This is a genomic window from Streptomyces sp. NPDC008079 (assembly GCF_042957385.1).
GTDB lineage: Bacteria > Actinomycetota > Actinomycetes > Streptomycetales > Streptomycetaceae > Actinacidiphila.
This window is the reverse complement of sequence record NZ_JBIBIC010000009.1, coordinates 211716-225083: the sequence shown is the minus strand read 5'-3', so window position 1 is coordinate 225083 and position 13368 is coordinate 211716. Positions and strand designations below refer to the sequence as shown.

At 70.3% G+C, this 13368-nt stretch carries 9 protein-coding genes; 6 read left to right on the top strand and 3 right to left on the bottom strand.

Features of this window, described 5'->3' with window-relative positions:
- Window positions 1–73: 73 nt before the first annotated feature.
- A complete protein-coding gene (locus tag ACFZAM_RS20870; protein ID WP_391048033.1) occupies window positions 74–2392 on the bottom strand; it encodes a pyruvate dehydrogenase in 2319 nt (772 codons plus the stop codon).
- A gap of 160 nt (window positions 2393–2552) precedes the next feature.
- Entirely contained in the window at window positions 2553–3944 is a 1392-nt protein-coding gene (locus tag ACFZAM_RS20865; RefSeq protein WP_391048031.1) for a serine hydrolase, read from the bottom strand.
- 117 nt (window positions 3945–4061) lie between these two features.
- Here ACFZAM_RS20865 and ACFZAM_RS20860 point away from each other — a divergent pair, with 117 nt between their 5' ends.
- From ACFZAM_RS20860 to ACFZAM_RS20835, 6 genes are all read left to right on the top strand, one after another.
- Window positions 4062–5114, top strand: a complete 1053-nt coding sequence (locus tag ACFZAM_RS20860) for an alanine racemase (protein ID WP_391048029.1) — start codon at window positions 4062–4064, stop codon at window positions 5112–5114.
- 165 nt (window positions 5115–5279) lie between these two features.
- Complete coding sequence (locus ACFZAM_RS20855; protein ID WP_355335188.1) at window positions 5280–6299, top strand: 1-aminocyclopropane-1-carboxylate deaminase; 1020 nt, start codon at window positions 5280–5282, stop codon at window positions 6297–6299.
- Window positions 6299–7975 carry a CocE/NonD family hydrolase gene (locus ACFZAM_RS20850; RefSeq protein ID WP_391048026.1) on the top strand — a complete coding sequence of 559 codons (1677 nt, stop codon included), beginning with the start codon at window positions 6299–6301 and terminating at the stop codon, window positions 7973–7975. The genes ACFZAM_RS20855 and ACFZAM_RS20850 overlap by 1 nt, the downstream gene beginning before the upstream one ends.
- Complete coding sequence (locus tag ACFZAM_RS20845) at window positions 7972–9663, top strand: CocE/NonD family hydrolase (protein WP_391048024.1); 1692 nt, start codon at window positions 7972–7974, stop codon at window positions 9661–9663. Before ACFZAM_RS20850 ends, ACFZAM_RS20845 begins: the two co-directional genes overlap by 4 nt.
- Window positions 9647–10750 carry a P1 family peptidase gene (locus tag ACFZAM_RS20840; protein WP_391048021.1) on the top strand — a complete coding sequence of 368 codons (1104 nt, stop codon included), beginning with the start codon at window positions 9647–9649 and terminating at the stop codon, window positions 10748–10750. The genes ACFZAM_RS20845 and ACFZAM_RS20840 overlap by 17 nt, the downstream gene beginning before the upstream one ends.
- A 75-nt stretch (window positions 10751–10825) precedes the next feature.
- Window positions 10826–11668: a M55 family metallopeptidase gene (locus tag ACFZAM_RS20835; protein WP_391048018.1), complete on the top strand. Its 843-nt coding sequence runs from the start codon at window positions 10826–10828 to the stop codon at window positions 11666–11668.
- A gap of 9 nt (window positions 11669–11677) precedes the next feature.
- On the opposite strand, the gene ACFZAM_RS20830 is transcribed toward ACFZAM_RS20835, so the two are convergent.
- On the bottom strand, window positions 11678–13318 hold the full coding sequence (locus tag ACFZAM_RS20830; RefSeq protein ID WP_355335176.1) for a helix-turn-helix domain-containing protein: 1641 nt from the start codon (window positions 13316–13318) through the stop codon (window positions 11678–11680).
- Window positions 13319–13368: the final 50 nt, after the last annotated feature.

Below are 13368 nucleotides of genomic sequence, written 5' to 3'. Positions count from 1 at the left end.
CTTCCACGCCAACTTCTCAAGTCCTTCTGAAATACGGCCCGCCGGCAGCCGTCCGCCCAGCGGAGTCCCCGGCTCAGCGGCCGGTCAGGCTGAGCGCGACATCGACGATCGTCGCTGTGTCGATCCCGTGAATCCTGTAGGCGTCTTGGAGGGCGGACGACTGGCCGAACTCGGTGACGCCGAGGTTTTTGGTCCGGTCACCGCGCAGCCCCGCCAGGAAGGCAAGCGTGTGGGGGTGGCCGTCCATGACGGTGAGCAAGGGGGCAGGGCTCTCCGAGGGAAACAGAGCCGAGGCGATATCGCTCCCCTTGCCTTGCGCGGACCGGAAGATGAGGTCCGGGCTCGTCAGGCACACGATTCCGGCGGTCACACCGAGCCCGGTCAGGGCACCGGCCGCCGCCACGACCTCAGGCATGATCGCTCCCACCCCGACCAGGGTGACCCGCTCGTCCGCGAGGGGATGATCGGTCAGGCGGTAGCCGCCGGCAACGGCATGGCGTCGGCGGCGCTCCAGCAGGAGAGGGTCCTCGGGCAAGCGGGCAAGCGCTTGGTCCACCGGGCGGGTCGAGAGCCGGAAGTACGCCGACGTCCCGCCGGGGACCCCCACGTGGTCGATCGCGTCCAGGAAGCACCACTCGAGGTCCTGGGCGAACGCTGGCTCCCACGCGACGCAGCCCGGCTGCTGCAACCCGATCGACGGAGTCGTGATCGACTGGTGCGCTCCTCCCTCGGGAGCGAGGGTGACGCCCGACGGCGTGCCGACGATGATCGACTGACCACCGGCGTAGATGCCGTAGGACCAGGGTTCCAGGGCTCGTGAGAGAAACGGGTCGTAGATGGTGGCGATCGGGACCAGCCGCTCGGCCCACCGCGACCAGGTCGAACCGAGCTCGCTGAGCAGGCTCACCAGGTTGACCTCGGCGATACCGAGCTCGATGTGCTGACCACCGGCGCCCTCGGACCATTTGAGAACCCGTTCGGGGTCATCGGCGAACCAGTCCGGTCGGTCCGCGACTGACCAGACCCCCGTCTTGTTGATCCAGCCGCCGAGGTTGGTCGAGGAGGCGACGTCCGGACTACAGGTCACCACGCGGCGCGCCACTTCCGGTGCCTCGCGGGTCAGATCGGTGAGAAAACGACCCAGAGCCGCCTGGGTCGAGATCGGAGCGCGGTGCTTCCGGGACAAGGCGGCGGGAACGGCGTCGGGCCGAGGATTCGTGACAGCGGCGCGCCGCCGCAGGGCGTGCCCGCGCTCCGCGCACAGCGTCGCCGCGAAGGACCCGTCCTGGAACCGTCGCCACGGGTCGGCCGGGTTCGCGCCGACCGACTCGGCGAGCGCCACCATCTGGACGTCGGTGAGCAAGGCAGAGTGGTTGTTCGGATGCCCTTCCGTAGGCAGGCCGCGCCCCTTCACCGTGTAGGCGAAGACGACCGTCGGCCGATCCGGATCCACGTGGGCGAAGGTGTCGAGCAACAGGCCGATGTCGTGCCCGCCCAGGTCCCGCAGGGCCACCGCGAGATGGTCGGAGGGTACCGACCGCAGCAGCTCGCGCAGCGCTTCGGACCCGTCGTCGCCGACGATCCGGTCGGCGATCTGCTCGGCGTCGACACGCAGGAGGCGCTGGTACTCCTCGTTGGGCATCGTCTCCAGCCGCGTACGCAGGTCGTCCCCTCCGGGACGGTCGAAGAGCGCGCTGACCTTCCGCCCCCACTTGAGCGTGATCACCTGCCACCCGGCTGCCTCGAACATGCCCATGAGGCGGTGGATCTGGACGTCGGGCACGATGCGGTCGAGCGACTGGCGGTTCAGGTCGACGACCCACAGCAATTCGCCCATCTTCGCCGTGGAGGGGTCCGCGACGGCCTCCCAGACCGCGCCCTCGTCGAGCTCGGCGTCCCCGAGAAGGCTGATGAAGCGGCCTGCCTCGGGCGTGGAGTCGAAGTGCGAGGTCAGATAGCGGTGGGACATGGCCGCCCAGAGCGCGGCAGTCGCCCCGATGCCGACCGAGCCGGTGGAGAAATCCACGGTGTCGGGATCCTTGAGCCGACTGGGGTAGGACTGCAACCCGCCCTTGGAGCGGAGTGTCGTGAGGTACTTGGCGTCAAGGTCGCCGATGAGGTAATTGATCGCGTGGAGTACGGGGGACGCGTGCGGTTTGACCGACACCCGGTCGTTCCGGGTCAGCTCGGCGAACCAGAGCGAGACCATGATGTCGACCATCGAGGCGCTGGACGATTGATGGCCCCCGACCTTGACGCCACTGGCGTTGGGACGGCCGCGGTTCGCCGCGTCGACGATCGACGTGGCGATCCAGAGCACCTTGCGGGCGATCTCTCGCAGCACCTCCTCCGCGGGAGCCGCCGATGCCACGGAAGAGGAGGTCACGGTCATCGGATTGCCTCGCAGACATGCGGTGGACGCGCGCGGTGTACGCGCCGCGACGGGGTGGGATGACACGGACGACGACGTCCGGGGCGCGCCGGACCGCCCGGCCGCGGTGCGGCCCACGTACTGCCGGCCGTCACGGCGCAGAGGACTCCGACCGGGGCGGTCACCGCGGAGAGGCTTCCGACCGGGGAGCGACCCGCATCTGCGACGCGAGGTGGGTCGCGGGTCCGCCGGGCCCGTCCGCCCAGAGGAAGGTGGCCGCCACCGGCTCGGTCACGGGCGGCATCGACATGAGGAACGTCGTTCCGCCCGCGTAGGTCATCGGCGTCGAGAAGTCCCCGTGGAAGTCTGCCCACCGGCCGCTCGTCGTGAAGGACGCGATGAGACCCGATGCCTCCGCCCGTACGTCGATCGTCGCCTCGTCGCTCATCCGGAACCGCCCGACGTACGGCGTGACGTCGATGTCCGCCTCGACCGGGCCCGGCGTGGTCGGCAGGCCGACGCCGACCAGCTCCCGCAAGAGCTCGGACACCAGCTCGTCACCCATGCCCTGGATGTCACCGCTCGCCATGACGCAGACGGCGACGCCGTGGTCGGGCGCCAGAACCAGCCGGGACTGCTGACCGCAGGTGCTCCCGATGTGGCCGACGATCCGCGGCTCGAGACGCTCGATCGACCATCCCCAGCCCCACGCGGGACCCCGGCTCGGATCCGGCTGGGCGATGTGGGGCTCCCGCATGGTCCGCGCGGTCCGCGTACTCATGAGTCGCGCGCCCGAAGGCGCCAGACCGTCCTCGAGGTGGTGCCGGGCGAACGCCAGGAGGTCGGCCGGGGTTGCCGCCAGCGTCCCCCCGCACGGCCCCGACGTCCTGGGGTCGAGCCAGGTCGAGACCGGCGTGAGATCGTACGACCCCGGCGCCGCCGGTACGTGACCGACCACGAGCGGTCTCGTCATGGTCTCCTCGGGAAGCGTCGAGGTGCTGCCGAGCCCCAACGGTTCGATGAGGCGCGTCCGCAACGCCTCGTCCCAGGTCGATCCGGTCACGCACTCGATGAGCCGGCCCAGCACGTTGTACCCGGAGTTGGAGTAGGAGAACACCGCTCCCGGCCGGTGCAGCTGAGCCAGGCCGCTGTAGCTCTCAACGATCTTCTCGACGGCGTCGTCGCTCCGGACGTCCGGCTCGGCGGCATCGCCGAAGAACCCGCCGGAGTGCGTGAGCAGTTGTCCGACGGTGACGGTGCGCGCCACCTCCTCGTCCTCCAACCGCAGCGGCGGCGTCAGGTAGTGATTCACCGGCGAGGACAGGTCGACCAGCCCCTCGTCCACGAGCTGGAGGACGAGCGTCGCGGTCCACACCTTGGTGATGGAGGCGAGCAGGAACACCGAGTCCGTCGTCACCGGAACGGTCGTACCCAGCTTCGCGATCCCGGTGGCGACGACCGTGGTCCTCCCGTCGACCAGCACGCCGGCCGCCGCCCCCGGGACGCCGTACCGATTCGCGAGATCGTCCAGACGCTGCTGGAACTCCCGTCGGTCCACCCTTGGTGTCGTCATATCGGACAGTGTGCCGGGCCGCTGCCCTGGATTCGTTGTCCGGCCGTACGAAGAGCGCCGCTTGTCTTCGGAGCCACTCACCAATCACGCCGTCGGAGCGGCGAGGAGGATTCGGCCATGCCCAACACCCCCTACCTGCACGTCGACCTGGATCGGCTCGACCGGAACATCCGGCGAGTCGCACAGTGGGCCGCGACGAACGACCTCGCGCTCCGCCCGCACGCCAAGTCCCACAAGTCGCCCCGGATCGCCCGGCGCCAGATCGCGGCCGGCGCTGTCGGATTGACGGTGGCGACGATCGGTGAGGCGGAAGTCTTCGCGGACAGCGGCGTGACCGACTTCTTCATCGCCTACCCCCTGCACATCGACGGCCAGGCGGCCGGCCGGCTCGGCGCTCTGGCGGACAGGGCCCGCATCGCGATCGGCGTGGACTCGGCCGAGGGCGCCGCCCGGGCGGGTGACCTGGTCGGCCGCCTCGGCGTGGAGGTGGTCATCGAAGTGGACTGCGGTCACCACCGCAGTGGTTGCCGCCCCTCGGACGCGGGCCTGGTCGCGACCGCCGCCGCGCTCTCGGGTGCGAAGGTCGCGGGAGTCTTCACGTTTCCGGGACACAGCTACGCCATGGACGCCGGGGCGACGGCCGCCGCAGACGAGGCACGAGCGCTCTCGGTCGCGCGCGCGGCCGTGGAGGACGCCGGAATCGAGGTCGCGGTGGTCAGCGGCGGATCGACGCCGAGCCTGGCCGACACCCGGCCCGAGGCGGTCACCGAGGTGCGCCCCGGGGTCTACGTCTTCGGGGACGCGCAGCAGTGGGAGCTGGGGACGACGCATCCCGATGACGTCGCGCTGACCTGTCGTGCGACGGTCGTCAGCCACGCCGGAGGCCGTGCGGTCCTGGACTCCGGCAGCAAGGTGCTCGCCGCCGACAAGGCTGCCTTCAACACCGGAGGAGGACGTCTGCTCGACCACCCGGACGCCCGGATCGTTCTCGTCTCCGAGCACCACGCCGTCGTGGACATGGGCGGCGCCCCGTTGCCTCCGCTGGGGAGCCAGGTCGCGGTGGTGCCCAACCACTGCTGCGCGGCCGTCAACCTGGCCGAGCGGCTATGGATCGACGAGGGAGGCGGCCTGCGCCCCTGGGCCGTCGCCGCGCGAGGGCGCAACAGCTAGAAGACTTCCCGCGCCGCGGGTCCTTGTGTGGTGAACCCGCACCAATCCCCGCCCGAGGTTCGGTCTCATTCACGAAACGAGGCCGCCGGGGGAGTGACAGTTTGATCGCTCGAGGCACCTTGACGGCCTCGTCGTCGATCGCCAATCCGCGAAGGAGAACGCGCTGTGTCCATCGAGGACTTCGCCCGCCACCCGCTCACCTTCGGCCCCAGTCCGGTGCACCCGCTCCCACGTCTGAGCGCCCACCTCGGCGGTGCCTCGATCTGGATGAAGCGGGAGGACTGCAACTCCGGGCTGGCCTACGGCGGTAACAAGACCCGCAAACTGGAGTACCTCATTCCCGACGTGCTGGCCCAAGGGGCCGACACGCTGGTGTCGATCGGGGGCCACCAGTCCAACCACACCCGGCAGGTCGCCGCGGTCGCCGCCCACCTCGGGCTGGAGTGCGTCCTGGTCCAGGAGAACTGGGTGCCTTCCTGGACCGATCCGCTGAGCACCGAAGTCGGCAACATCCTGCTCAGCCGGGTGATGGGAGCAGAGGTACGACTCGACCCCGCCGGTTTCGACATCGGCTTCCGTGACTCGTGGCGGCAGGCCCTCGACGACGTGGAGAAGCGCGGCGGCAAGCCCTACGGCATCCCCGCCGGCGCGTCCGACCACCGCCTCGGCGGTCTCGGCTTCGCCAACTGGGCGTACGAGGTGGCCCGGCAGGAGCAGGAGCTCGACACCTTCTTCGACACCGTCGTGGTCTGCACCGTCACCGGTTCGACCCACGCGGGCATGATCGCGGGCTTCGCGGCACTCGAAGACGCGGGCGGCCGACCCCGCCGGGTCATCGGCATCGACGCCTCGGCCACCCTCGACAAGACGGTCGACCAGGTCGGTCGGATCGCCCGGAACACCGCGGATCTCATCGGGCTGAGGCGTGACCTGCGGGACGACGAGATCACCGTGCTCCCCGGCTGGGCCGGAGACGAGTACGGGGTCCCGGTGCGGTCGACCCTCGACGCGATCCGCCTCACCGGCAAGACGGAGGGGATCATCATCGACCCCGTCTACGAAGGCAAGTCGATGGCGGGCCTCATCGACCTGATCCGCGACGGCGACATCCCGAAGGACTCGAACGTGCTGTACGCGCATCTCGGCGGCCAGCAGGCACTGAACGCGTACGCCAAGGCGTTCTGATGCCCGCGCTGAGGGGGAGCACGAGAGAGGTCCGAGCCCTGTGGAACTGCCGGATCCCGATGCGCGACGGCGTCGAGCTGGCCGCCGACATCATGGTCCCGGCCGGTGACGGCCCGTTCCCGGCGGTGGTGACACGAACCCCGTACAACCGCAAGCCGGGAATCTGGATGCGGCGGCTCGTCGCCGCCGGTTACGCCTACGTCATGATCGACATGCGCGGACGCGGCGACTCCGGCGGTGACTTCCAGCCCTTCGTCCAGGACAGCGACGACGGCTACGACAGCATCGAGTGGGTCGCCGAGCAGACCTGGTGCACGGGCCGGGTCGGCATGGTCGGGCTCAGCTACGAAGGTCTCACCCAGTGGTGGACCGCTCGGGCCCGGCCGCCGCACCTGCGGTGCATCGCGCCGATGGCCATTGGAGTCGCCGGCCTCGGCCCGCGGCCGAGCTTCAACACCGGTGTCCCGCACCTCTACTGGAGCTGGTGGTTCCACCAGGTGACCGGACGTACCCAACAGCACTACGGCGCTCCCTCGTGGGGGCACAACATCAGGCACCTGCCACTGCGCACCCTCCACGAGCAGGTCGGCACCGGTGGACGGTGGTGGCCGAAGTACGTGGACGGGGAGATCGACTACCTCGGCGAGGCGTTCGTGCTCAGCGACGACGACTGGGCGAACCTCGACCTGCCCGTGCTCGTCACCGTCGGCTGGTGGGACGACCAGACCACGATGGCGACGTGGGCCCGGCTGGCGCGGTCGCCCGCGGGCGCCAGGGCCCAGCTCCTGATCGGAGCCTGGGACCACGGAGGGAACCGTTCGCCGAGCCCGGTGCTGGGAGGACTGGATGTCTCCCCGTCGGTCATGGACACCGTCGGACACGTCGAGCGCTTCCTCGCACGGCACCTCAGGGACGACGACGAACCCGCTGATGCCCACCCGTGCCGGGTCTTCCGGACCGGGACGATGCGGTGGGAAGACCTGGACGAGTGGCCGTCCACCGCGGTCGAGCCGACGAGTTGGTACCTGGCCAGCGGCGGCGACGCCCGCACACTGAGCGGAAACGGCCGGCTCACCCGGACTCCGGAGAAAGCCGCCCGCGACACATACGTCTTCGACCCGGAGAACCCGGCCAGGGACTTCACCAACCTCGACCTGTTCGCCTGGAGCGACCCGCCCCACGACCATCGCTACCTGCTGCGCCGCCCCGACGTCCTCGTCTACCCGGGTCCGGCCCTGGACGAGCCCGTCCACGTGAGCGGCCAGGCCGAGCTGGACGTCTTCGTCTCGCTGGACGCGCCCGACGCGGACCTGAGCGTTCTGCTGCTCGACGTCCATCCCGACGGCCGGATGATGCTCGTCGGCAGCGAACTCGGGTCGTGCGGGCTACAGCGGATCTCGATGCGGTCCGGGCCCGGCTCACCGCCCGTCAGCCCCGGGGAGATCGTCGGGCTGCGCATCCCGCTGGTCTGGCTCCACCACACCTTCCTGCCGGGGCACCGCATCGCGCTCGCGGTGACCGCGGGCGCGTTCCCCGCCTTCTCCCGCAACCTCGGCACCGGGGAGCCCTGGGCCGACGCCGTGGATTCACGCGTGGTGAGCGTGACCGTTCACCACGGCCCCGAGCACCCCTCGCGGCTCGTCCTGCCCGTCGAGAACAGCGGGGGAGCGGTATGAGGTTCACCGATGTCTCCCGTGTGCGCTCCCGCTTCGACGTACGGGTCGGGGCGAGGGACGGGGTCGACCTGTCCGTCGACGTCTACATGCCGCCTGCCCCCGGTGATCACCCGGTCCTCGTCACCCGCACGCCCTACGACAACAACCGCGCGGACCAGAAGCCTCCTGCGAGCACGGCGCCGCAGGTCCCCTCGGACCGCTTCAAGCTCCTGGCCGCGCGCGGATACATCGTGGTCGCGGGTGACGTGCGCGGCCGGGGTGACTCGGACGGGGATTTCGAGCCGTTCCTCCACGAGGCCGCAGACGGCGCGGACATCGTCACGTGGGCCCGTGACCTTCCCGGGTCCAACGGCCGCCTCGGCTGCTTCGGCGCGGGCTACGCCGGGTTCGCGGCGCTCGCCGCCGCGTCGGCCGCTCCGGTGGACGCGCTCGCCGTGTGGTCCCCGTTCGCCGCGGGCGAGGGCCTGCCGTCGCGGGGCGGTGCCGTGCGACTGGACTGGTTGTTCTGGATGCACCTCGTCGGTGGCCGGGTGCGCGGGCCTGTCGACGCGCCGCCCTGGAAGTCGGTCTTCAGCAGCAGGCCGCTGGCCGGTATGCACGAAGCGCTGGGCAGACCGGACGCGCCGTGGCCCGACTGGCTCGCCCACCTCGACCCCCAGGACCCGTACTGGAGCAGCCTGGCTGTGGGCGGCGGGACGAATGCGAGCGCGCCGACCCTCCTGGTCTCCGGCCGGTGGGACAGCGGGCTGGGCGCCACGATGAAGCACTGGGAGACCGTCTCCTCCGCCGGAGGGGAGCACTCGCTGGTCGTCGGCCCGTGGGACTCAGCCGGAACCCGGAGACCGGTGAGCGTCGTCGGCGGGGTCGAATGGGGGCCCCGTTCCGTCGTCGATCCCGACGAATTGCTCTTCGAGTGGTTCGACCACCACCTGCGGGACGACCCGTCGTCCTGGGCTCCCGCCCCCGTGCGCGTCTTCGTCACGGGCCGCAACGCCTGGGAAGACCTCGACCATTGGCCGGTGGCCGACGAGGTCGAGACCTTGTGGCTGACCTCCGAAGGGCGGGCGAACACCCGGATCGGGGACGGACGACTGACGCGCGACGCGACACCCCGCGAGGCGGCCGATCACTTCGTCCACGATCCCGGGAATCCCGTTCCGTGGCAGCCGGATCACGGGTCCTTCTCACGGACCGGCCCAGCGGGATTCACCCTTGAGACATCGTTCGCGACCAGCCGCGACGACACGCTCACGTACACGGCGGCGACCGTCGACGTTCCCACACTCGTCCGCGGCACGCCCGTGGTCCGTCTGTTCGCCGGGACCGATCGCGATGACGCGGACTGGATGGTGTCCCTCGAGGACGTGTTCCCGGGCGAGACGAGAACGGTTCACCTGGCACACGGGGTCGTGCGCGCGGGATCGGTGCCCGCGTTCCGGACAGGTGTGCCGGTCGGCTACAGGATCGCGATGACGGACGTGGCGCACGAGCTCCAGCCGGGGCACGCCCTGCGCCTCGTGGTGACCTCCAGTCTCTTCCCGCTCTACGCGATCAATCTCGGCTCGGCCGACTACCTCGGTGCGACGGAGGCCGAACGCGGTACGCACTCCGTCTTCCACGGGCCCCGCCTGCCCAGCAGGATCGAGCTCCCCCTCCACCGAATGGAGAACCATGACCAGGCTCCGTGAACTCGGCATCGAGATCGGGATTCTTCCCTCAGGACCCCGCAACGCCATCAGCGACGTCTCCGGCGTCACCGTCGGTCACGCCACCGTCATCCGCGACGACGACGTCATCGCCCGTACCGGCGTGACCGTGATCCGTCCACGGCCGGGACACGTCCGAACACATCCGTTGTTCGCGGGCTGCGCCACGCTCAACGGCAACGGTGAGATGACAGGTCTCGAGTGGGTTCGCGAGAGCGGTCTGCTCACGACCGACCTGGCCCTCACGGGCACCCACAGCGTCGGCGTCGTCAGGGACAGCCTGGTCGCGATCGAAACGGCGCACGACACCTTCCGCAACGCCTTCTCCCTGCCGGTGGTGGGCGAGACCGCGGACCTCGCCTTCAACAGCGGGAACGCCCAGTTCGTCACCGGCGAACACGTCCGAGCGGCCTACGAGTCGGCGTCCGCCGACGTCGAGGAGGGGAGTGTCGGAGGGGGAGCCGGCATGGTCTGCCACGGGTTCAAGGGCGGGATCGGAACGGCGTCGCGTCGTCTCGACGCGTCCGCGGGCGGCTGGACCGTGGGCGTGCTCGTCCAGGCGAACCACGGGACCCGCCCCGACTTCAGGGTCGACGGCCGGCCCGTGGGCCGTGACGCGCGCCTGGCACACGTCCCGCTGCCGGCCCGGACCCAGCCGGGCGGAGACCCGCCCATGCCGCCCGGCTCGGGTTCGATCATCGTGATCGTGGCGACGGACGCTCCGCTGCTGCCCGGCCAGTGCCGTCGGCTGGCCACCAGGGCGAGCATCGGCATCGGCCGGGTCGGCGGCGGCATCCAGGACTCGAGCGGTGACATCATGCTCGCCTTCTCCACGGCGCCGCAGAACGTGCCCACCGAGGGCTACGCGGGCGGTCACCCGCTGGTGGCGCCCCATTCCGCGGTTCCGCACCAAGCCTTGGACGACCTGTTCCGCGCCGTCGTCGAGGCCACCGAGGAGTCGATCATCAACGCGATGCTCGCCGCTCCCACGATGACCGGTGCGCGCGGCTTCACGGCGTACGGGCTCGAGCCGGACGCACTCCTCGCGGCCTTCTCATCGGCGACCTGAGGCAAGCCGCCCCCGGTTCGGCTGGCAACCACCCGGTGAACGGCCGGGTCAGACCAAGGAAGAAGGGACGGTCTCATGGCCGGTTCTGTCTACATCAGCGTGGACATGGAGGGAGTCGCGGGTGTTTCGCGGCTGCACAACACCGTCCCCGGGCACCGGACCTACGCACGCGGCCAGGAGCTCATGACCGAGGAGGCCAACGCCGCTGTGGCGGGGGCGTTCGACGCGGGAGCCACCCACGTGGTGGTGGCGGACAGCCACGGGCCGATGGACAACATCCTGCCCGCCCTGCTGGACCCGCGTGCACGTCTCGTCAACGGCAGCCCCCGTACCTGCGGCATGGTGCACGGCCTGCACGGCGACTTCGACGCGGCCCTCTTCATCGGCTACCACGCGGCCGCGGGAACACCCGGAGTGCTCTCACACACGTTCACCGGATTCTGGTCGGAACTCCGGCTCAACGGTCGGGCCGCGTCCGAGGCAGACGTCAACGCCCTCTACGCCGGCCGGTTCGGAGTCCCGGTGAAGCTCATCACCGGAGACGACCGGACCTGTTCGGCCGGTCTCGCCGGAGTCGAGGCGGTCCACCGCGTCGAGGTCAAGCGCTACCTCTCCTACAACTCGGCCGACGCCCTCTCCCCGGCCACCGCCAGGGCGCACATCCGGGAAGGCGCGGCGCGAGCCGTGGCGGATTCGTCGATCCGGCCGCCGGTCGTCCCTCACGACCTGGTGGTGGAGATCGACCTGAAGCTGTCGACGAGCGCTGATCTCGTCGCCATGATTCCGACGGCCGAGCGCTCGTCGGAGTACACCGTGCGGATCCGGTGCGCCACCGTGGACGAGATCTACGACTTCGTCAGCGTCGCCGGAGCACTGGCCGCGCACGTGGTCGCCACTCAGGCGACCGCCTCGCCGTGACGCGGCGAATCACTCGACGGCGGGGTTCATCAGACGCATCTGGAGCATCAACGCGAATCTCTCGTCCGGGTTCTCCAGGTCGATCTTCCCGACCTCGCTGAGCCGCTTGAGCCGGTAGCGGAACGTGTTGTGGTGCACACCGGCCGAGGCCGCGGCGGCGTGGATGTCGCCGAAGGCGTTCAGCCAGCACTTGAGAGTTGCCAGGAGGCTGCCGTTGCGCCGCTCGTCGTACTCGAGGATCAGGCTCAACGGGCCGGTCACCGGGTCATGGCGTGCCAAGGACAAGTCCTGGAGCTCCAGCACCAGCGCGTCTATGTGCACCTCTGACATCGTGGCCGCGGTGCCCGCCGTCCCTCGCGTACGCAGTACGCGCAGCGCGCGGTCGGCCCGCGTCCGCGACTCGTTCAAGCGGATCGGGTCGCTGATCGCGGTGCCGATGCCGATGACGGCCGGCACCCGCGTCCCCGTCCGCTTCAGGAAGTCGGCCGCGAGCCGCTTGGCGCGCTGCTCGTTCTGGTCGGCGTCCCCGGTGAGCGATACCAGCCCGTACGACACGTCGCCGAGCAGGGCCGTCGCCGACCGCGGCGCGACCGAGGTGAGGTGCATCGCGAACGCGTCCGCCAACTGCTGACGTTCCCTCGCCTGCCGGGAGGGATCGGTCTGTCCGTCGCCGTGGTCGACGATGTCCATGGCGACGACATTGACGGTCTTCCCGAGCAGCCCGAGGCGGCCGAGCGCGTGCGCGGCTTTGGGCCCGCCTTCGAGGGCGGTGGCCACCAGGTCGGAGCGCAGGCGGTGGTCGACGTCGGCTCCGGCTCGTCGGCGCAGCAGGTGGAGGGCGACGAGCTTCGCGGCGTCGGCCAGGGCCTGCGACCGCTCGGTGGACGGCGGTCCGGTGACCGCCGCCCAGATCGATCCCAGGATCTCGTCACCGGCACGCACCGCGATGGCCAGGCGCGGGATCTCGTTCTCGCTGATCTTGGAGGCCTCGATGTACAGCGGCTCCTCCGTTTGGTAGAGGGCCTTGAACACCCCCCGGTCCTCGTCCTCGCGGAGGTAGACCTCGGGCACCTGGCGGTCGAGGATGGTCCGGATGCGAGCGGCGTCGGCCTCGTCCTGCCGTCCCGAGAACGCCAGCACGCGATACCGGCGGTCCTCGATGGTGACCGGCGCGTCGATCAGTGCCGCCACGGCGTTGGCGAGGGCGAAGAGGTCGCCCGCGGCGACACCGCCCAGGGTGCTCGTCACCTCGTCCCCGACATCGTCCTGGGCCACGATGGTCCGGAGCATGTCCGCGAGCTGAAGCCAGTCCGCGTTCTCCGCCAGCGCGAGCAGGGCGACGCCCGCGTCGCGGGCGGCGTTGAGCACCTCTGGCTCGCGGTCCACGGGCGCCCGCACGATCAGGGCCGCGGCGCTCTGTGTCCCGAGAACGCGCAGCAGCTCCGCGATGTCGGACGCGCCGTACACCCCGATGCCGAGGACCAGCGCCTTGGGCAGGAGCGTGTGGTTCTGTCCGTGGTCGTGGACGACGACGGCCCCGACCTGCTCGTGGGCACTCACGTCGGCGACGACCACGTCGAGGAACGTACCGCCGAGGTCATTGAGGATCCTCGACAAGCTCGCACGCTGCGGTTTGGACGTCTCGCTCATATCCGCCGGAGTCTACGGGACGCTCCACCGTCCGTCTTGGGAAGAACGAA